Origin of the sequence: Enterovirga sp., assembly GCF_028290205.1 — a bacterium.
In the GTDB taxonomy this organism is placed as follows: Bacteria; Pseudomonadota; Alphaproteobacteria; order Rhizobiales; family Beijerinckiaceae; genus Enterovirga.
This window is the reverse complement of sequence record NZ_JAQGKF010000147.1, coordinates 1-19,702: the sequence shown is the minus strand read 5'-3', so window position 1 is coordinate 19,702 and position 19,702 is coordinate 1. Positions and strand designations below refer to the sequence as shown.

At 71.1% G+C, this 19,702-nt stretch carries 20 protein-coding genes; 10 read left to right on the top strand and 10 right to left on the bottom strand.

From position 1 onward, the window contains the following. Window positions 1-108 precede the first annotated feature (108 nt). The 4 genes from JWR86_RS10740 to JWR86_RS10725 all read left to right on the top strand — a co-directional run bounded on the left by JWR86_RS10740 (window position 109) and on the right by JWR86_RS10725 (window position 6,338). On the top strand, window positions 109-1,242 hold the full coding sequence (locus tag JWR86_RS10740) for a histidinol-phosphate transaminase (protein ID WP_299564872.1): 1,134 nt from the start codon (window positions 109-111) through the stop codon (window positions 1,240-1,242). Then, on the top strand, window positions 1,239-2,180 hold the full coding sequence (locus JWR86_RS10735) for a prephenate/arogenate dehydrogenase family protein (RefSeq protein ID WP_299564869.1): 942 nt from the start codon (window positions 1,239-1,241) through the stop codon (window positions 2,178-2,180). The genes JWR86_RS10740 and JWR86_RS10735 overlap by 4 nt, the downstream gene beginning before the upstream one ends. 91 nt (window positions 2,181-2,271) lie before the next feature. After that, a complete protein-coding gene (locus JWR86_RS10730; RefSeq protein WP_299564866.1) occupies window positions 2,272-3,876 on the top strand; it encodes an EAL domain-containing protein in 1,605 nt (534 codons plus the stop codon). A gap of 206 nt (window positions 3,877-4,082) precedes the next feature. Beyond that, window positions 4,083-6,338, top strand: coding sequence for an anthranilate synthase component I (locus JWR86_RS10725; protein ID WP_299564863.1), 2,256 nt, complete (start codon window positions 4,083-4,085; stop codon window positions 6,336-6,338). Here JWR86_RS10725 and JWR86_RS10720 read toward each other — a convergent pair. Beyond that, the gene (locus tag JWR86_RS10720) at window positions 6,247-7,308 is read right to left on the bottom strand and encodes a DUF2125 domain-containing protein (RefSeq protein WP_299564860.1); all 1,062 of its coding nucleotides are present in this window, start codon (window positions 7,306-7,308) and stop codon (window positions 6,247-6,249) included. The genes JWR86_RS10725 and JWR86_RS10720 overlap by 92 nt on opposite strands. Before the next feature lie 53 nt (window positions 7,309-7,361). Between JWR86_RS10720 and JWR86_RS10715 the strand changes: the two genes are divergently transcribed. Further along, window positions 7,362-7,916: a gamma-glutamylcyclotransferase gene (locus JWR86_RS10715; RefSeq protein WP_299564857.1), complete on the top strand. Its 555-nt coding sequence runs from the start codon at window positions 7,362-7,364 to the stop codon at window positions 7,914-7,916. Between the two features lie 6 nt (window positions 7,917-7,922). Here the strand turns inward: JWR86_RS10715 and JWR86_RS10710 are convergent, their stop codons facing one another. The 5 genes from JWR86_RS10710 to JWR86_RS10690 all read right to left on the bottom strand — a co-directional run bounded on the left by JWR86_RS10710 (window position 7,923) and on the right by JWR86_RS10690 (window position 11,605). Further along, window positions 7,923-8,321, bottom strand: a complete 399-nt coding sequence (locus JWR86_RS10710; protein ID WP_299564854.1) for a hypothetical protein — start codon at window positions 8,319-8,321, stop codon at window positions 7,923-7,925. Between the two features lie 67 nt (window positions 8,322-8,388). Beyond that, a complete protein-coding gene (locus JWR86_RS10705) occupies window positions 8,389-9,066 on the bottom strand; it encodes a 1-acyl-sn-glycerol-3-phosphate acyltransferase (protein WP_299564851.1) in 678 nt (225 codons plus the stop codon). Between the two features lie 95 nt (window positions 9,067-9,161). Further along, window positions 9,162-9,935 (bottom strand): YdcF family protein, encoded by a 774-nt coding sequence (locus JWR86_RS10700; RefSeq protein ID WP_299564848.1) that lies wholly within the window; start codon window positions 9,933-9,935, stop codon window positions 9,162-9,164. Window positions 9,936-9,971: 36 nt separating this feature from the next. Continuing rightward, complete coding sequence (locus JWR86_RS10695; RefSeq protein WP_299564844.1) at window positions 9,972-10,922, bottom strand: ABC transporter permease; 951 nt, start codon at window positions 10,920-10,922, stop codon at window positions 9,972-9,974. Further along, window positions 10,919-11,605 carry an ATP-binding cassette domain-containing protein gene (locus JWR86_RS10690; protein ID WP_299564841.1) on the bottom strand — a complete coding sequence of 229 codons (687 nt, stop codon included), beginning with the start codon at window positions 11,603-11,605 and terminating at the stop codon, window positions 10,919-10,921. Before JWR86_RS10690 ends, JWR86_RS10695 begins: the two co-directional genes overlap by 4 nt. 66 nt (window positions 11,606-11,671) lie before the next feature. Between JWR86_RS10690 and JWR86_RS10685 the strand changes: the two genes are divergently transcribed. The 3 genes from JWR86_RS10685 to JWR86_RS10675 are packed head-to-tail and all read left to right on the top strand — an operon-like array spanning window position 11,672 to window position 13,426. After that, window positions 11,672-12,454, top strand: coding sequence for a zinc-ribbon domain-containing protein (locus JWR86_RS10685; RefSeq protein ID WP_299564838.1), 783 nt, complete (start codon window positions 11,672-11,674; stop codon window positions 12,452-12,454). A 20-nt stretch (window positions 12,455-12,474) separates the two neighbouring features. Further along, on the top strand, window positions 12,475-13,047 hold the full coding sequence (gene hpt / locus JWR86_RS10680; RefSeq protein WP_299564835.1) for a hypoxanthine phosphoribosyltransferase: 573 nt from the start codon (window positions 12,475-12,477) through the stop codon (window positions 13,045-13,047). A gap of 1 nt (window position 13,048) precedes the next feature. Continuing rightward, complete coding sequence (locus tag JWR86_RS10675) at window positions 13,049-13,426, top strand: response regulator (RefSeq protein WP_299564832.1); 378 nt, start codon at window positions 13,049-13,051, stop codon at window positions 13,424-13,426. On the opposite strand, the gene JWR86_RS10670 is transcribed toward JWR86_RS10675, so the two are convergent. Further along, window positions 13,419-13,925 (bottom strand): TspO/MBR family protein, encoded by a 507-nt coding sequence (locus JWR86_RS10670; RefSeq protein WP_299564829.1) that lies wholly within the window; start codon window positions 13,923-13,925, stop codon window positions 13,419-13,421. The two genes, JWR86_RS10675 and JWR86_RS10670, sit on opposite strands and share 8 nt — an antisense overlap. A 130-nt stretch (window positions 13,926-14,055) precedes the next feature. Between JWR86_RS10670 and JWR86_RS10665 the strand changes: the two genes are divergently transcribed. Beyond that, complete coding sequence (locus JWR86_RS10665) at window positions 14,056-15,213, top strand: aminotransferase class V-fold PLP-dependent enzyme (protein WP_299564826.1); 1,158 nt, start codon at window positions 14,056-14,058, stop codon at window positions 15,211-15,213. 9 nt (window positions 15,214-15,222) lie between these two features. Here the strand turns inward: JWR86_RS10665 and JWR86_RS10660 are convergent, their stop codons facing one another. Both JWR86_RS10660 and JWR86_RS10655 read right to left on the bottom strand, forming a co-directional pair. Further along, on the bottom strand, window positions 15,223-15,531 hold the full coding sequence (locus JWR86_RS10660) for a hypothetical protein (protein WP_299564823.1): 309 nt from the start codon (window positions 15,529-15,531) through the stop codon (window positions 15,223-15,225). Window positions 15,532-15,605: 74 nt separating this feature from the next. Then, window positions 15,606-16,766, bottom strand: a complete 1,161-nt coding sequence (locus JWR86_RS10655; protein ID WP_299564820.1) for a benzoate/H(+) symporter BenE family transporter — start codon at window positions 16,764-16,766, stop codon at window positions 15,606-15,608. Window positions 16,767-16,913: 147 nt separating this feature from the next. Here JWR86_RS10655 and JWR86_RS10650 point away from each other — a divergent pair, with 147 nt between their 5' ends. Beyond that, window positions 16,914-18,056, top strand: coding sequence for a glycosyltransferase 61 family protein (locus JWR86_RS10650; protein ID WP_299564817.1), 1,143 nt, complete (start codon window positions 16,914-16,916; stop codon window positions 18,054-18,056). A gap of 7 nt (window positions 18,057-18,063) precedes the next feature. Here JWR86_RS10650 and JWR86_RS10645 read toward each other — a convergent pair. Beyond that, a partial coding sequence (locus JWR86_RS10645; RefSeq protein ID WP_299564815.1) for a protein meaA occupies window positions 18,064-19,702 on the bottom strand: 1,639 nt, incomplete at its 5' end.

Sequence of the window (19,702 nt, the reverse complement as noted above, 5' to 3'; positions counted from 1 at the left end):
CGTAACCCGGACTGTCCAGGGAGGCGAGCCCGCCGGGTCTTCGACTTTGCGCGTGCGATCCCGGTCCCGGTAGGTTAGAGCGGCGCCCTCCTGCCGCAGAAGATCGCGATGCCCTCCTCACTCGCCGCCGCGACACCCGCCGGGCCGGTTCCCCGCCCCGGCATTCTCGACATCGCCGCCTACGTGCCGGGCCGCGACCATGTCGAGGGCGTCGCCAAGGTCTACAAGCTGTCGTCCAACGAGACGCCGCTCGGACCGAGCCCCAAGGCGGTGGAAGCCTTTCGCGGCACGGCCGAGAGCCTGGCGATCTATCCGGACGGCGGCGCCACCGCCCTGCGCCAGGCGATCGGCCGGAAATACGGGATCGATCCGGCCCGCATCATCTGCGGCACGGGCTCGGACGAGCTTCTGGCGCTCATCACCAACACCTTCATCGGCCCCGGCGACGAGGGGCTCTACAGCCGCCACGGCTTTCTAGTCTACAAGATCAACATCATGGGTGCGGGCGGCGTGCCCGTGGAGGCCGAGGAGACCGATCTCACGGCCGATGTGGATGCCTACCTGTCGCGGGTCACCGAGAAGACCCGGATCGTCTACCTGGCGAACCCCAACAACCCGACCGGCACCTACCTGCCGTTCGACGAGGTGAAGCGCCTGCATGCCGGGCTGCCCCCGCATGTGCTGCTGGTGCTGGATGCGGCCTACGCGGAATATGTCCGCAGCAACGACTATGCGTCCGGACTCGAGCTCGCGCTCACCGCTCCGAACGTCGTGATGACGCGGACCTTCTCGAAGATCCACGGCCTCGCCGCTCTCCGGCTCGGCTGGATGGTCGGACCGGAGCGGGTCGTAGACGCGCTGAACCGCATTCGCGGCCCGTTCAACGTCAACGCCCCGGCCATCGCGGCCGGCGCCGCCGCCATCGCGGACGAGGCCCACCTCGCGGCCTCCCTCGCCCACAACGACACCTGGCTGCCCAAGCTCGCCGCCGGCATCGCGGCGGTCGGGCTGCGGGTCACGCCGAGCGTCGGCAACTTCCTCCTGATCCATTTTCCGCGGGAGCCCGGCCGCACCGCCGCGGACGCCGATTCCTTCCTGTCGGCGCGCGGGCTCGTGCTCCGGGCCGTGCGGGCCTATGGCCTGCCGGACGCGCTGCGGATGACGGTCGGCACGGCGGAGGCGAACACGCTCGTCCTCGAGGCGCTGGCAGAGTTCATGGGCCGGAGCCCGGTCAACTCGTGAGCGCGGGCGCGCTCGGTCCCCCTCTGGCCGAGCCGGTCGTCGGACGGCTCGCCATCGTCGGCATCGGCCTGATCGGCTCCTCCATCGCCCGGGCGGCGCGCGAACGGGGCGTGGCCGGCCGCATCGTCTGCATTGACCGCGATCCCGCCGTGGTGGAGCGGGCCCGGGCGCTGGGACTCGGCGACGAGCAGACGCTCGATGTCGCGCAGGGCGTCGCCGAGGCCGATCTCGTCATCCTGTGCGTCCCTGTGGGCGCCTGCGACGCCGTCGGGGCGCAGATCGGGCCGTGCCTGAAGCCGGGCGCCATCCTGTCCGACACCGGCTCGGTGAAGGCGTCGGTGATCGCGCAGCTCAAGCCCCATCTGCGGCCGGACGTGCACCTGGTCCCGGCCCATCCCGTGGCCGGCACCGAATATTCCGGGCCGGATGCCGGCTTCGCGACCCTGTTCCAGCGACGCTGGTGCATCCTGACCCCGCCCGAGGGGACGGACGAGGCCGCGATCGGCCGCGTCGAGGCGGTCTGGACCGCCATGGGCGCCGAGGTCGAGCGCATGAGCGCCGAGCACCACGACCTGGTGCTGGCGATCACGAGCCACGTGCCGCACCTGATCGCCTACAACATCGTGGGCACCGCGGCCGATCTCGAGACGGTGACGCAGTCGGAGGTGATCAAGTTCTCGGCCGGCGGCTTCCGGGACTTCACTCGCATCGCGGCCTCCGACCCGACCATGTGGCGCGACGTCTTTCTCCACAACCGCCCGGCCGTGTTGGAGATGCTGGGCCGGCTGAACGAGGACATCGCGGTCCTGGCCAAGGCGATCAGGTGGGGGGATGGCGACGCCCTGTTCGACCTCTTCACCCGCACCCGCGCCATTCGGCGCGGCATCATCTCGCAAGGGCAGGAAACGCCGGAGCCCGATTTCGGCCGGCGTCGCTGAGCGGCTGGCCCGCGCCTCGGCCGCTCAGGCCAGGCAGCGGCCGGCGCTTCCGTTTAACCTCTCGTCAGGAGGCCGGAGGCAGGGTGCCGGAATGACGCACCCATTGCCGGCCACGGGGCCGACCCCCTTCGCGCACATTCCGCGCTTCCTGATCCGCCATCGCGCTTCGCTCGGGGATCTCGGGGCCGGCGCCCTCGCCACGGCTGCCGTGGCCTTTGTCTGTCTGGAGGTCGACGTCTTCGTCGAAGGCGCCGGGAGCGCCGCCGCGAAGGTGATCAGCACGGACGAACTGCCCATTATAGGGGCCGCTCTGGTGGCCGGCCTGCTGGGATTCATGTGGAAGCGCCTGCGCGAGTTGAAGCGAGAGGTGCGCCTGCGCAGGGCCGCCGAGGAGCAGGTCCGCGATCTCGCTTTCCGGGACACGCTCACGGGCCTGCCGAACCGGCGCCGTTTCAACGACGCGCTGAAGGCCGCCATTGCGGCGCCACCGCGGCTCGGCGGCGCGCACGCGCTGCTGACGCTCGATCTGAACGGGTTCAAGGCCGTCAACGACCTTTATGGCCACGCAGAGGGAGACCACCTGCTGATCGCGGTGGCGCGCCGCCTGCGAAGCGCCGTCCGGGAGGACGACCTGGTGGCGCGGCTCGGCGGCGACGAGTTCGCCATCATCGCCCAGCATCTGGCCGGTCCCGAGGCGGCGACCGGCGCCGCCCTCAGGGTGATCGAATGCCTGCGCGAACCCTTCGCCCTGGGCTCGATCCGGCACGAGATCAGCACCGGCATCGGCATCTGCCTGCTGCCCTATGCGGACGCGACCCCCGAGGAAACGCTCCGGCGCAGCGACATCGCGCTCTACCGGGCCAAGGCCGAGCGCCGCTCGGCCCTGCGCTTTTTCGACGTCGAAATGGACCGGCACGTCCAAGAGCGCGCCTATCTCGAGGCTGAATTGCGGCTCGCGCTCCAACGCGGCGACATCCGGCCGATGTTCCAGCCCCTGGTCGATCTCAAGACCGAGCAGGTGATCGGCTTCGAGGCGCTGGCGCGGTGGACCCATTCCGAGCTCGGCGAGGTGCCGCCGGACCGCTTCATCCCCATCGCGGAGGATACGGGCCAGATCGATGCGCTGTCGGACGCCGTGCTGGAACAGGCCTGCCGGGCGGCCGTGGATTGGCCGGCCTCGACCACGCTCGCGTTCAACATCTCTCCGGCGCAGCTCAAGGATTCCGGCCTCGGCCTGCGCATCCTGGCCATGTTGGGCCGCATCGGCCTGCCGCCGCATCGGCTGGAGATCGAGATCACGGAAAGCGCCCTCGTGCGCGATCTCGAGGCGGCCCAGGAGATCCTCGGCGGCCTGAGGGAGGCCGGGATCCGCATCGCGCTCGACGATTTCGGCACCGGCTATTCCAGCCTCTACCACCTGCGCAACTTCAAGCTCGACAAGATCAAGATCGACCGCAGCTTCGTGGCCAACATGCGGTCCGAGCGCGAAAGCGCCGAGATCGTCAGCGCCCTGGTCGGGTTGGGACGCGGGCTGGGCCTGACCATCACGGCAGAGGGAATCGAGGGCGAGGACGAGCACGCCCAACTGCTCGCCCAGGGCTGCCAGGAGGGACAGGGCTACCTGTTCAGCAAGGCGGTCTCGGCCGAGGCGGCCCGCGCCCTGTTCGAGAACCACGTGCCGCGCCTGCGGGCCTGAGACAGCGAGGTTCCTTGACGGCCGCATGCGGCGGTGCGAGGCTGAGCCGATGCGCAACGTCGTCCGTCCCGACCTTCTGTGGTGGCGCCCCGTCTAAGGGGGCCTGCCGGACGTCACCGTTTGGCTGCCCCGATCCGGAGGCGGCCCTGACCTTTGCGCATCTCTCGGCCGACTTCCTGATCCCGGGCACCGCCTGAGGAGAGAGCATGTCGAGTTCGACCCATAGCTACATGACGGCCGGCGGCATCGGCGTCGCGGTCACGCGCACCGCCCTGCCCTACGGCCATGCCTGCGACGGGCTGATCGGGCAGCTCGACGGGAGCCGGGGGCTGCTGTTCTCGTCCGGCATGGAGGCGCCCGGCCGCTACACGCGCTGGGACATGGGCTTTGTCGATCCGCCCCTGAGCGTGACCGCCCGCGAGCGGCGCTTCTCCGTGGAGGCCCTGAACGCGCGCGGCCGCGTGCTGCTGCCGGCCGTGCGGGCCGCGCTCGAGGCCGCGCCGGAGATCACGCTCGACGCGGACCAGAACAGCGTCTCGGGCAGCATCGCGGCGCCCTCCGGGCAGGTCCGCGAGGAGGACCGCAGCCGCCGCCCCTCCATCCTGACCCTGCTGCGCCGGCTGCGTGACCTGTTCGGCAGCCGCGAGGACGACCACCTCGGCCTGTATGGCGCCTTTGCCTACGATCTCGCCTTCCAGTTCGAGGAGATCGAGCGCCACATTCCCCGTCCGGCCGATGCGCGCGACCTCGTGCTCTACCTGCCGGACGAGCTGATTCTGGTCGATCACGCCCGCCGGGTGGCCGAGCGGCGGTCCTACGATTTCGAGGTCGCGGGCGTCGGCACGGCCGGGCTGCCCCGGACCACGCCGGAGGCGCCCTACAATCCTGCGCAGAGCGGCGACGTGGCGACCGGCAGCGACCACGCCCCGGGCCAGTATGTCGAGACGGTGCTGCGGGCCAAGGAGGCTTTTGCTCGGGGCGACCTGTTCGAGGTGGTGCCCGGCCAAACCTTCCGGGCGCCCTGCCCGGACCAGCCGTCCGAGGTGTTCCGCCGGCTGACGGCCGCCAATCCGGCCCCCTACGGGGGGCTGCTCAACCTGGGTGAAGGCGAGTTCCTGGTGGCGGCCTCGCCCGAGATGTACGTGCGGGTCCGGGGCTCGCGGGTCGAGACCTGCCCGATTTCGGGCACCATCGCGCGGGGTCGCGACGCCTTCGAGGATGCGGAGCAGATCCGCACCCTCCTCAGTTCGGCCAAGGACGAGGCCGAACTCACGATGTGCACGGACGTGGACCGCAACGACAAGGCCCGGATCTGCGAGCCGGGCTCGGTCAAGGTTTTGGCCCGGCGGCAAATCGAGACCTATTCCCGCCTGTTCCACACGGTGGACCACGTCGAGGGCCTGCTCCGCCCCGAGATGGACGCGCTCGACGCCTTCCTGTCGCATGCCTGGGCGGTCACCGTGACGGGCGCGCCGAAGCTCTGGGCCATGGACTTCATCGAGCGCCACGAGCGCTCCGCGCGGCGCTGGTATGCGGGCGCCATCGGCCGCATCACCTTCGACGGCAATCTCGACACCGGCATCACCATCCGGACCGCGCGCCTCAAGGACGGGGTGGCCGAGGTTCGGGCCGGCGCGACGCTGCTCTACGACAGCGACCCCGAGGCCGAGGACGCGGAATGCGCGCTCAAGGCCTCGGCCATGCTGGCCAGCATCGGGGGCCGGACGGCCCGCCCTGGCCACGCCCCCGCCGACGACATCCACGCGGCGGCCGCGGGGCGTCGCGTCCTGCTCGTCGATTTCGAGGATTCCTTCGTTCACAACCTGGCCGACTACCTGCGCCAGACGGGGGCGGAGGTGTCCACCTTCCGGCACGGCGCCGCCCTGGCGGAGCTGGACAGGTCAGCACCCGATCTCGTGGTGCTGTCGCCAGGTCCCGGCCGCCCGGCCGAGTTCGGCATGGGCGAGATCATCGCGGCTGCGCTCGCGCGCCGACTGCCCGTCTTCGGCGTCTGCCTCGGGCTGCAGGGGCTCGTCGAGCATTTCGGGGGCACGCTCGACCAACTCGCCGTCCCCGTGCACGGCAAGCCCTCGGAGATCCAGGTCGGGCCGAGCCGGCTGTTCGACGGCACGCCCGAGCGGCTGGTGGTGGGGCGTTACCACTCGCTGCATGCGCGCGGCGGGGCGCTGCCGCCGGAGCTGCGCGTCGTCGCCCAAACGGAGGACGGGGTCGTGATGGCGGTGGAGCATGCCGAGCTGCCGGTGGCCGCCGTGCAATTCCACCCGGAATCGATCCTCAGCGCGCGCGGCGATGCCGGTCAGGAGCTGCTCGCCCGCGTGGTCGGCCGCCTGCTGGCGGCTGCCGCGAGCCTCAATACAGAGGTGGCAGCCGGATCCCCGGGATCGCCAGCGGCCCCACAAACACGCGCCCCCCGTCCAGCCGCAGCGGCGGCAGGGGCCTGAGGCCGGGCGCGGCCCCCTTCGGGGCTACCGCCGGTTCCGGAGTCCCGAGCAGGGCCCCGATCAGCGCGCCGCCGATCCCGGATCCGTCGGCGAGCCGCCCCAAGAGACCGCCGAGACCGAGCGCGGCGATCTGCAGACGGCCCTCGACACGGTGCTCGGCGTCGATGCCGAAGGTCCCCGTGGCCTCGGCCCGGCGTGGGCCCTTGACCATGCCGAAGCTGCGCAGCTCGACCCGCCCGCCGACCACGCGCCAGCGCTCGAGTTCGTTCCAGAGCGGGCGAGCCGGCAGGTCGTCGGTTTCCGTCACCTCCAGGCCGACCTGCAGATCGGCCGGCTCCTCGCCGCCCACAAGCGCGTCGAGGCCCGGGATCACGGCGCCGTCGCTGCGCATCACGAGGTCGAACGTGGCCGGCGCTGCCGGGTCGGGCCGCAGATGGGCCTCGAAACGCCGGGAGGCGAGGTCGAGGGTCGCGGCCCCGAAATTCTGCATCGCGGCTTTGGGCATCTCGGCCACGAGCGAGATCCGGTCGAAGCCGCGCTCGCGCAGAATCACGCTCGCCTGGAGCTGCCGCCAATCGCCCTCGACCTTGGTCGGGCCGGCCTGGATGCGGAGCGGACCCGAGGCTTCGGCGATGATGTGGCGTGGCTGGTAGATCTGGCTCACCACCAGGAGCCGCCCGATCGAGGCATGCACGTCCGGCCGATCGACCGTGAAATCGGAGCAGGCGATCTCGATCCGGAACGGGTAGCCCCCGATGTGCCGGTCGGCACAGCTCCAGCGCCGGCCCGCGCTCGCCTCCGCGGCAATCCACTCGTCGAGCCCGGAGGCGGCGCGCTCGCGGATCAGCAGCCAGGCGACGCTCCAGCCGACAGCCAGCAGGGCCAGCAGCAGAAAGGGGCCATACAGCCCGATGCGGCGTGGGCGGCGGCGGGGCGGCAGATCGGTGCCGGGTTCGTCTTGAGTTGGCATGCGCTTACTGGTAGCCCCCCCGCCCCGGCATGACGAGAGGCGGCGAGATCGCAATGGCGGCCGAACGCGGCGATCTTTGGGTGTTCGGCTACGGTTCCCTCATGTGGCGGCCCGGCTTCGACTACGCGGAGCGGCACGCCGCGCGGCTGCACGGCTACCACCGGTCGCTCTGCATCTTCTCGCATGTGCACCGCGGCACGCCCGATACGCCGGGCTTGGTGCTCGGTCTCGACCGCGGCGGCCAGTGCCGCGGCATCGCCTTCCGGTGCGAGCCGGAGCTCGCCGAAGCCACGCTCGCCTATTTGCGCGAGCGCGAGCAGGCCACGGCCGTCTACCTCGAACGGCAAGTGCGAATCCGCCTCGACGACGGCCGCGACGTGATGGCCGTGACCTACGTGGCAGACCGATCCCACGTGCAATATGCCGGGCGGCTCCCGGTCGAGGATCTGGTGCGGCTCGTCCGACAGGGGGTCGGCATCTCGGGCGCGAACCCGGACTACGTCAAATCGACGCACGGCAAGCTGATCGAGCTCGGGGTCAGCGACCCGATCCTGGCCCGCATCGCCGGACGACTCTCGGAAGGCGAAGGTTCGGCCGCCTTCACCTGACCGCCGTCAGGGCGACATCCGCGACCGCTCGGCGAGATCGCGGGCCACCGCGCGCCGCTCACCCTCGTCCTCCGCCAGCAGGTGAACGTGCATCTCCGTGGCGCCCCGGATGCGCATCCGGGCGAGCCAGCGCAATCGCGAGCGGCGGCTCGTCGCCGCGCCTGGCGTTGCGACATCCACCACCGTGGCGTTCCCGTCCCCGGAGCGTTGAACGGCGATCAGGACCGCATCCGTCGCGTCCTCCACCACGGCCGGGTCGATCGCATGGACCCCGACCACGTAGCGCCGGCCGGACAGCCCGCGCCACGAGGTGAGTGCCTCCCCGCCCCGCAGACCCGCCGTGGCCCGCAGCCGCTCCTCGCGGATCCCCGCCCGCGGCAGCCTCTCGACTCTTGGATCGCGCATGGAGGTCGCCCACGACCAGGACCGTCTGTTCGCCATTTGTTCTATATGTGATCGACTCCCTCCGGAGTCAATCGAGCGAGGCGGGCCGTGGCAGGGCGGGACGCGCGCACGCGCCCGCGGCGGCGAGTTCCGCCTCCGCCTCCGAAAGCAGCCGTGCGGACGCGGTCTCGATCGCCTCCTCCAGCCGGCGCGAGAACACGTCGCGATCGAGGCCCGGCGGGATCGGGTCGAGGAATTCGATCACCACGGTGCCGGGCCGGCGCAGCCAGTGGCGGCGCGGCCAGAACACACCGGAATTCAGCGCCACCGGCAGGCAGGGCTTGTCGAGGCTCGTGTAGAGATGGCGGATGCCCGACCGGTAGGCCGGCTCGGCGCCGGGCGGGCGGCGCGTCCCCTCCGGGAAGATGATGATCTGACGGCCTGCGGCCGCCTCGGCCGCAGCCCTGCGGTTCATCCGGGCCAGCGCGTAGGGCCCGCCGCGATGCACGGGAATCATCCGGGCCTTGACGGTGAGCCAGCCCCAGATCGGGATCCACTGCAGCTCGCGCTTGAGGATGACGGCCGGGTCCTCGACGCAGCCGATCAGCACGAACGTCTCGAGAAAGGACTGGTGCTTCGAGGCTATCAGCAGCCCGCCGCGCGGGATCCGCTCCGCCCCCCTGATCTCCACCCGGGTCCCAACAAGGACCTTCAACAGCCACACATTCGAGCGGCCCCAGGCCTGCGCGACCCGCGTGATTGCCATGCGGGGCATCACGAAGGTGGCCGTGGCAAAGATCAGCCAGACAACGGTGTTCAGGTAAAAGGCAGCGTTAAAGAGGTGCGACTTGGCCGCGATCCTCAGGTCTCGAGCGAGTGCGGCGGCCAGCGCGTCCTCCCCTGATCGCGGCCGGGCGGGCCGAGGACGCTGGAGCGAGAGGCGCGGCCGTGCGGGGCCCACCAACCCGCGAGCCGCGTCCGCACGGAAACCGCGACGAATTTCACGTATTCCGACACGAGCACCCGCGCCCGCGTGGCGGAGGGCCAGAACCCGTCCTGAGTTCGGCCGCTCGCCACCACCGCATAGGGGATCTTGCGGATCTCGGGAAGCGCCTCGTCCAGCTCGGCGAGGGCGCGCGGCAGGTGGTAGTTCGACGTGACCACGATCAGGGAGACGAAGCTGCGGCTTCTCACCCACCGGGCGATCTCGGCGGCGTTGCCGACCGTGTTCCGGGCCCGGTAACCCAGATCGACGCAGCATTCGACGAGATCGCGCTGCCCGGGAGTCAGACGGGCGATCGCGTCGCGGCTGGTCTTCTCGTTCACGCCCGTGATCAGAAGCCGGCCCGCATAGCCCTTGGCCAGGAGGTCGACCGCGTCCTCGATGCGCTGCGCACCTCCCGTCAGCACCACGATTGCATCGGCCCGGTTGGGCTCCCGCTCGGCCTGTTCCAGGGACAGGAGGAAGCCTGCGAAACCGGCCAGGAAGGCCGCACCGACGAGCGCCAGCGGCAGCAGGACGACCATCACGACGCGACTGCGCCAGCGCGGACCCTGCCAAACCTCGCGCGAGCCGGCGCCCTGGGCGGACGCCCCCTCTTTACTCGGGAACGGCATCATGAGGGCAGATTGCACACCGAATCGGTCATCCCTGAGGCCGAAGGGCGAGTCTCAAGACGTCGCCTTGAGAAACCGTTTCACCGCCGCCGCTGCCACCTGCCCGGCGACCACGCCCTGCAGGAGCATCACCGCCGCGATGGCACCGTAGCCGCGCCAGCCGAGGGAAACGGCGCCGAACAGCCCTTGGATCCCATCATTGTCCGGGCCGAACCGGGCGGGGAGCGAACCGAGCGCCAGCATCAGGAGTCCGGCGGCGGTGGCTCCGGCCACCGCCCCCCCGAGCCCCAACCTCGCGAAGCGCCGGGCGAAGAGGCGGGCAACGAAGCGGTCTTCCGCCCCGGCCAGATGCAGCACCTCGACCACCTCCCGGTGGCCCGCGAGGACCCCGCGGGTCGCAAAGGCCGTCGCTCCCGCACTGGCCAGGAGAACCAGCCCGACGATGGCCGCCGCGAGAGCTCCTCCGGCCACGGCCACGCGCGACAGCCGCTCCATCCAGGCCTGGTGAGTGTCCAGCGTCGCCGGCGGCACGGCGGCCCGCAGCCGCTCGGCGAGGCCCGGGAGATCGGGCCGGCGGCCTGGATCGAGAGCCAGCGCAACCAGGCGCGGAACCGGAAGGTCGGACAGGTCGGCGCCCGTGCCGAGCCAGGGCTCGAGCAGGCGCGCGGCCTCGGCGGCCGGAACCTTGCGGACGGACAGGATCCCGGGCGTCGCCCGCGCGATCGCTGCACCGCGCTCGGTGTCGGCCTCGAGGTCCCGGCCCGGCGCGGGCCGGACCTGGATGGTCGCCTCTCGCCCCAGCGCTTGCTGCCAGGACGCGGCCGTGGTGAGGCCGATCTCGGCCGCCCCCGCCACAAGCGCCGCCAGGAACGTCAGGATGGCAATCACGGCGGCGAGCGACCGCTCCGCGCCGCCTTCGGACGGGACGAGCCGCCCGGGATGACCGAAGGCCTGGATCGGCGCGCGCGCCCGGGGCTCGTCTTGGGGGTGGTGGGGGCGCGTCATGGATCCACGTAGACCCGGCCGTCGGCCAGGATGAGGCGGCTCGCTTCGACCTGGTCCATCAGGGCCACATCATGGGTGGCGATGACCACGGAGGTGCCGAAGCGGTTGAGCTCGACGAACAGGTGCAGCAGGCGCCGCGCCATGGCGGGATCGACATTGCCGGTCGGCTCGTCGGCCAGGATCAACTGCGGCTTCGCGATCAGCGCCCTGGCGATGGCCGCGCGCTGCTTCTCCCCGCCCGACAGGGTCGGCGGCAGCGTGCCGGCCTCCCGGTCGAGCCCGACCCATTGCAGCAATTCCAACACCTCGCCCCGAAAGGTCGCCTCCTCGTAGCCCTGGACGACGAGCGGCAGGGCGACGTTCTGGTACAGCGTCAGGTGGTCCAGCAGGCGGAAATCCTGGAACACGACCCCCATCCGGCGGCGGGTCGCGGTGAGGGCCGGTCCTGCCAGCCGGCCGGCATCGGCGCCGAACAGGCGCATGAGGCCGCGGGTCGGCCGCACCGCGAGCAGCATCAGCCGGATCAGCGTCGTCTTGCCGGCCCCCGAGGGCCCGGACAGGAAGTGGAAGGAGCCGGGCTGCAGTGTGAAGCGGAGGTCCTGCAGGATTTCGGGACCGCGGCCGTAGCGAAAGCCGACCCCGTCGAACTCGACGGAGGGCGGCTGGTCCTCGAAGGGGTTCACGGCGGGTTAACCAAGCCAGCCGACAAGGGGTTTTGGGCCAAAAGGGGCAGCTCCAGCGATCCCGTCATGATCATCACCTGCCCGTCCTGCGCCAGCACCTACGAGATCGCCGCGGACCGAATCGGGTCGGGCGGCCGCAAGGTACGATGCGCGGCCTGTCGGGAAAGCTGGTTCACCCTGCCGCGCCCGCAAGACGGGGCCGACCAGAGCCCCGGGGCGGAGGATGACCGCTTCGGCGCCGAGGCGGCCGCCCCGAGCCCGCCGACCGCGTTCGCCGGCGACCGCGTGCTGGTGATCGAGCCGGAACCGCACGCCATCGTGCCCCGGGCGCTCGCGGCCCGGGCCAAGCCGGTTCGCCGCAAGAAGCCCGGGAGCGGACGGGGCAAACCCGGGCAGGCGCGGATCGGCCGCAGCGTCGGCATGGCCGCGGCCATGCTGCTGGTGCTCCTTCTTCCGCCCGCGCTGCTGCTCAGGGGCCCTATCGTGGCAGCTCTGCCGGGAACCGCGACCCTGTTTTCGGCGCTGGGCCTGCCGGTCAACCTCGTCGGGCTGGATCTGGCCGCCACGACGTCGACCTTGGACAGCGAGAACGGAGCGCCGGTGCTGATCGTGGGTGGCGAGATCGTCAATCCGACTGGCCGGACGCTGGCCGTGCCGCCGCTCGAGATGGTAATCGAGGGTGAGGCGGGGGACATGCTGTACGCTTGGTCCGTCCAGCCGCCACAGGGGGAACTCGCTCCCAAGATGCGGGCTACGTTCCGGGCGCGCCTCGCCTCCCCACCCCCCGCGGGCCGCCAGGTGGTGGTCCGTTTCCGGCATCCCGGACGCGGCAAGGTTGCGCTGCGCTGACGTTGTGCCAGTCTTCTCCGATGAAGCCATCTCACCAGATCCGCACCCTTTTTGACGAGAACCAGATCGCCCGGCGCAACCAGGAGATGGCTCAGGCCATCGTCGCGGCGAGTTCGCCCGACCTCCTCGTGGTGGCAGTGCTGAAGGGCAGCTTCATGTTCGCCGCGGACCTGATTCGAGCCTTGCACCGGGTCGACGCGGCGCCGCAAGTCGAGTTCATCCACCTGTCGAGCTACGGCACCGGCACCGTGTCGAGCGGGCAGGTCACGGTGCTGCGCGATATCGAGAGCGAGGTCGTCGGCCGCGACGTCCTCCTGGTGGACGACATCCTCGAATCGGGTCGGACCCTCTCCTTTGCCAAGGACCTCCTGATGGCGCGCGGCGCTCGGCGCGTGCTCGTGGCGGTGCTGCTGGAGAAAAAGTCGCGGCGCGCCGTCCAGATCGAGGCCGATTTCGTCGGCTTTACGTGCCCGGACATGTTCGTGGTGGGGTACGGGATGGACGTCGCGCACAGCTTCAGGCAGTTGCCCTTCGTGGGCGTGGTCGCGCATGGAGCGGCCGAGCCGGACCTGTTCGACGACCGGACCCGCTGACGTGGCCAAGATCCTGCTGGTTGACGACGAAGAGGCGGTCCGCACCTTCCTGAGGCGCGGGCTCGAGCTCGATGGGCACGTCATCACGGTCGCCGTGGACGGTTCGGACGCCATGGACCGTCTGAACGAAACCGGGGGCGCCTTCGACCTCGTCCTGACCGACATCCGGATGCCGGTGATGGACGGCATCGCGCTGGCGCTCGCGGCCAAGCGCGACTACCCGGAACTGACCGTGATGCTGATGACCGGCTATGCCGACCAGCGCGAGCGGGCGCGAAACCTCGATACCATCGTGGCGGACGTGCTGACGAAGCCGTTCTCGCTGGCCGAGCTTCGGGCGGGGGTCGCGGCGGTGCTGGAGCGGCGGGCGGCTAGTTGAGGCGCAGCACGCCGAAATTGAGGTAGACCGCGAAACCGACCCAGGCCGAATACGGCACCAGCAGCAGCGCGGCCGTTCGGTCGAGCCGCCAGAACAGGTGCACGGTCACCAGGATTGCGGCCAGCAGGCACAGAATGGTGACGGCGCCGGCCGCCGGGCTGCGCAGGCCGAAAAAGGCCCACGACCATGCCCCATTGAGCGCGAGCTGGACAAAGAACCAGACGGTGGCCGGCCGCTGGCCCACGGGGGGCTGGGCCAGCGAGACGATCCGCCACACGGCATAAGCCATCACGACGAACAGAACCGTCCAGACCACGGGGAAGACCCCGTTCGGCGGCGTCAGCCACGGTTTGGCGAGGCCCGCATACCAATCCCCGATCCGGGGCCGGGTCGCCAGCGACGAGGACAGGGCGACAGCCGCGACCGGAATCGTCGAGGCGAGCACCTGCGGCAGCGTGACGATCCGGGCCGGCCGCTCGTGTTTCTCTGTTCCGGCCACGTCCCGCCCGCCCTGTTCCGCCGGGATGATGCCCGATCTCCCGTTCGACCACCACGTTTCGCCGGCAAAGGCGCTCTGCTAGATCCGAGCCCGGCCGCCGGGCGCGGCCTCGCCTGAAAGGTCGCCGCGCATGAGCGAGTCCCCGCCCTGGTCCCCGGCGAGCCTCGCCGCCCAGGCCCTCGGTTTCACCGACCCGGCCACGCGGGCCGTGGTGCGGCCGCTCCACCTCGCGACCACGTTCATTCGCGACCCCGACAACACCTATCCGGCCGGCTACATCTACGGGCGGCCGGACAACGCCACCGTGCGGGACACCGAGGCACTGCTGGCCACCCTCGAAGAGGCACCGGCGGGCGCCCTCCTGTTCGGCTCCGGCATGGCCGCCGCGACGGCCTGTTTCCTTGCTCTCGATCGCGGCGACCACGTGGTCGCCTCGGCCGTCATGTACTGGGCTCTGCGCCGGTGGCTGCAGACCGAGGGACGGCGCTTCGGGCTCGAGGTCGATTTCGTGGAAACGGACGACCCGGCCAAGTTGCGGGCCGCGGTGGTGCCCGGACGGACCAAGCTGGTCTGGGTGGAGACGCCCTCGAACCCGCTCTGGACAGTGACGGACATCGCCGAGGCGGCCCGCATCGCGCATGCGGCCGGAGCCCGGCTCGCCGTCGACTCGACCTGCGCCTCGCCGGTTCACACGCGCCCCCTGACGCTTGGCGCCGACATCGTCATGCACTCGGCAACCAAGATCCTGAACGGCCATTCGGACGTGATCGCCGGTGTGTTGGCCGGCCGGGAGGCCGATGGCTATTGGGAGAGGCTCGCCGCCATCCGGTCAGGCAACGGGTCGATCCTGGGCCCCTTCGAGGCCTACCTGCTGCAGCGCGGTCTGAAGACGCTGTTTGTGCGCCAGACGGCCCAGGCGGCGGGCGCGGCCGAACTGGCCCACGCCCTGAGCCGGCATCCCGATGTTGCCCGCGTGCTCTATCCGGGCCTGACTCAGCACCCTGGCCACGATGTCGCGGCGCGGCAGATGGAGAACGGCTTCGGCTACATGCTGTCCGTGCAGGTGCGCGGCGGCGAGGCGGCCGCCATCGCGACGGCCGCCCGCGTGCGCTTGTGGAAGCGCGCGACCTCGCTCGGCAGCACCGAGAGCCTGATCGAGCATCGGGCCTCGGTCGAGGGGCCGGGGAGCCCCTGCCCGCCGGATCTGCTCCGGCTGTCGACCGGGGTCGAGACCCCGGCCGATCTGCTGCATGACCTGGACGTGGCGCTCAGGGCCGCTCACGCCTGAGCGGCGCGCTCAGTAGCGCGGGCCGCCCGTCGTCTGGCCCTGCTGCTGCTGGTAGACGGGACGCTCCGGATTGCGGGCGTTGCCGGCCTGCGACGGCGCCCTCGCCCGACGCGAGACCCGGCCGCGATAGGCCGAGCGGCGATGCATGGCGCGGCGACGGTAATGCGACTGGCGCATGTAGCGCACCGACTCGACCCCGCTGTCCGGCGTCGCGATGGCGGCCGCGGCGGCCGGTGCCGCGTTGGCCGCGGTGCTGGCGGGCAGGGTCACCCCGAACATCAGGCCGGCTGCAACGGCCGATAGAAAAAGCTGTCTCATCAGGCGCTCTCCAAAAGCCCTCACGGGCCCAGTGCCCGCTAATCGGGGAGAGGCGCGTTGGTTCCTTCACGCTTTCAGGAGACCCGAGGACGAAGACCTGTTCGAAACAGCCACATCAGCGCGCCGCCGGCCACCAACCCCCAAAACGCTGCCCCGATGCCGAAGAAACTGGTCCCGGATGCTGCCGTCACAAAGGCCACGGCGGCCGGCATCCGGTCCTCCTCGCGGGACAAGGCGGTCTGCAACGCCGCCGCGAAACTGCCGAGAAGCGCCAGCCCGGCCACCGACTCGATCAGCAAGGGCGGCGAGGCGACCACGAAGGCGGCCGCAAGGCTCGCCAGAAGCCCCAGCACGACATAGGTCGCGCCCGCCGCGACACCGGCGAGGTAGCGCTTGGCCGGATCCGGATGGGCCTCCGGACCCGCGCAGAGAGCGGCCGTGATGGCCGCCAGATTGAGCGTGTGGCCGCCGAACAGCCCGGCGAGCCCGCTCGCCAACCCGGTCGCGACGAAGATCGGACCGACGGCCGGCCGGTAGCCGTTGGCCCGCAGCACGGCGAGGCCCGGTACGTTTTGGGACGCCATGGTGACGATGAAGAGCGGGACGGCGATGCCGATCGCTGCGTCCAGGCTGAAAGCCGGCATCACGAAGACGGGGCGCGGCATGAGGTCGGCGAGCGCGGCCGGCGGCAGCGGCGTCGCCACGGCGACCAGAACGGCCGTCAGCAGCACGGCGAGCGGCACGGCGTAAGGCCGGGCGAAGCGGAGCGCCAGGGCCCAGACGAGGATCACCGGGATCGCCAGCCAGGGCAGCGCGGCGGCGGCCCGCACCGGGGCCGTGCAGATGCCGAACAGGATGCCGGCCAGCATGGCGCTGGCGAGCGGCAGCGGGATGGAGGCGACAGCCCGGCCGAAGGGCGTCCAGAGCCCGGCCGCGACCAGCAGCACCGCGACCAGGAGAAAGGCACCCACCGCGACGGGAAAGCCTCCCTCCGGCATGCCGGTGGAGATCAGCAGCGCGGCGCCGGGCGTCGACCAGGCGATGGAGATCGGCATGCGGGTGCGCAGGCTGAGCCCGATGGCCAGGCAGCCCTTGACCAGCAGGACGGCCAGCAGCCCCGAGGCCGCCTGCTCCTGCGTGGCTCCGACCATCTGCAGGCCCTTGAGCACGAGCGCGAAGGTCGAGGCGTAGCCGACGATCCCGACCAGGAGGCCGGCGGACAGAGGCTGGATCATGCCCGCCGGGCATACGCGACGGCGGCGACCGGGTCATCCCTCGAAGCCGCCTCCCGGTGCCGGCATGGTCCGCCGGTGCCGCGGCCGGTATGCTGCGGTGCCGCTTCGGACGGCATCAGGCCGGTTCAAGGGGACGCGCGGGGCGGAATGCGGGTATTCGAACGCATTGTCGTGATGCCGAGCCAGGGCTTGCGCAACGGGGTGGCGGACCCGACCCGACGGCTCCGGCGGGGCCTGTTCAAGGGGGGGCCGATCTGGCCCTGGTTCCACCTCCAGATCACGCCGCGGACGTGTCGGGGCCCCCTTCCAATCCCGGCGGATCTGAAACCCGATCCCCCAGACGGCCGCGTGCAGGAGCTGCCGGCCGGGATCTGGTGCGGTCCCGTGTCTCCGCATTTCGGGCACATGGTGGCCGATTTCGGCATGCGGATCGCGGCGGCGGCCGGCCGCGCCGGCCCTGACCTGCCCCTGGTCTTCAGCTTCTGGCCCGGGGACGAGCCTCCGCCGGGCTTTTTCCCGCAACTTCTTGCGCATTTCCGGGTCCCGCCGGCGCATGTGGTGCTGGTCCGCCAGCCCACGCTGGTTCAGCGCCTCCAGGTGGAACCACAGGCCGAGCGCCTGTTCGGCGGAGGGCCGAGTCGCCGGCATCTCGACCTGATGGACGCCGTCACGGCCGCGCATGGCCCTCCGGGACCGGCGCTCGACACGTTGTTCGTGTCGCGGTCGGGCTTGCCGGACGGCCGGCTCGCCGGGGAGGCCTATCTGGACCGGGTCCTCGCAGCCGCCGGGGCGACCGTGCTTCATCCCGAAGCCACCGAGCTGTCCGTCCAGCTCGGCCTGTACCGCCGGGCGCGGCGGCTCATCTTCTCCGAAGGCTCGGCCCTGCACGCACTGCAGCTCCTGGGCCGGCTCGACGCGGACGTCCTGGTGATCCTGCGGCGGGCCCGGCGCCGCACGGCGGCGAGTGCGCTGAGGCCGCGGGTCAAAAGCCTCGCGTACTTGAATGTCGGCTGCGGCTCGATCTTCGGGCTCGACGGGCGAGGCCGACAGCAGACCGACCGCGCCCTGATCCTGTTCGACGAGAACAGACTGGCGAGCCGGCTTGCCGAGTGGCTGGGGCGGCCAGCCGCCCTGCCCTGGGACGCGGGCAGCTACAGGTCCGAGCGGGACGAGGATATCCGGCGCTGGATGGCCTATATGCGCCTGCTCGACCTCCATCCGGACGCGGGCGCGACCATCCAGGCCTGCCTGCGCCGGAACGGGCTCGGCCTGCCGGCCTCCGAAGGGTGACCGGCGGCTAGCGCTCGGTCCGGGTCGCGACGCGCCGGCGCGGGGCGCTGTCCTCCCGTGCAGTCGGTGAGCCCGGGCTCGCCGGCTCCTCCCGTCGGGCGAGCCCCCGCTCGATCACCCGCACCATGTCCCGCATGATGCCGTCGAGCGCGTAATCCTTGGGCGTGTAGACCGCGCTCACGCCCATGTTCTTCAGCACGTTCTCGTCCTCGGCCGAGATGATGCCGCCAACCACGACGGGAATGTGGTCCAGCTGCTCGAGCCTGAGCCGGGCCATGACCTCGCGGACCAGCGGCACGTGCGAGCCGGACAGAACGGAGAGCCCGATCAGGTGCGTGGCGGTTTCGCGGGCCCGGGCGACGATCTCGGCCGGCGTCTGCCGGATGCCCTCATAGGTGACCTCCATGCCGACATCGCGGGCCCGGAGCGCGATCTGCTCGGCGCCGTTGGAATGGCCGTCGAGGCCCGGCTTGCCGACCAGGGCGCGCGGCGCCGCGCCGATCTTGGCCGCGAGTTCGGCCACGACGAGGCGGATGTCCTCTCCGACCGGCCCGCTGCGGGTCTCGACCGAGACGCCGGTGGGCGCCCGGTACTGGCCGAAGATCTGGCGCAGCGTCTCGCCCCACTCCCCCGTGGTGACGCCGGCCTTGGCCGCGGCCAGGGAGGGCGGCACGATGTTGCGGCCTTCGCGGGCGGCGGAGGCCAGTTCGGAAATGGCGGCCTCGACCGCGCGGGCGTCGCGGGCCGAGCGCCAGGCCCTGATGCGGGCCACCGCCTCCATGCCGACGGTTTCCGGCACCGACAGGAAGCTGCCCTCGCCGGAGACCAGCGGCGAGGGCTCGCCCTCCTGGAAGCGGTTCACGCCGACCACCACCTGCTCGCCCGATTCCACGCGGGCGATGCGGCGGGCATTCGATTCCACGAGGGCCCGCTTCAGGGATCCGCTTTCCACGGCCGCGATGGCCCCGCCCTCGGCGTCGATGCGGGCGAGTTCGGCCCTGGCGGCCTCCTTCAGGGCCTCGACCTTGGCTTCCATGACGCGGGAGCCGTCGAACAGGTCGTCATGCTCCAGGAGGTCGGTCTCGTAGGCCAGCACCTGCTGCATGCGGAGCGACCATTGCTGGTCCCAGGGCCGCGGCAGGCCCAGTGCCTCGTTCCAGGCCGGGAGTTGCACGGCCCGGGCCCGCGCCTTCTTGGACAGGGTCACGGCCAGCATCTCGATCAGGATGCGGTGGACGTTGTTCTCGGGCTGCTGCTCCGTGAGCCCGAGCGAATTCACCTGCACGCCGTAGCGGAACATCCGCTTCTTCGCGTCCGTGATGCCGTAGCGGTCGCGGCAGAGCTCGTCCCAGAGCTCGGCAAAGGCTCGCATCTTGGCGATCTCGGTGACGAAGCGCAGCCCGGCATTGACGAAGAAGGAGATGCGCGAGACCGCATCCGCAAAGCCGCTCTCGTCGACCTCGCCGGACTCCCGCACCGTATCCAGCACCGCGCAGGCGGTGGCGAGCGCGAAGGCGAGCTCCTGCACCGGCGTCGCCCCGGCCTCCTGCAGGTGGTAGCTGCAGATGTTGATCGGGTTCCACTTCGGGATCTGGGTGACCGTGTACGCCACCATGTCCGTGATCAGCCGCAGAGACGGCCCAGGC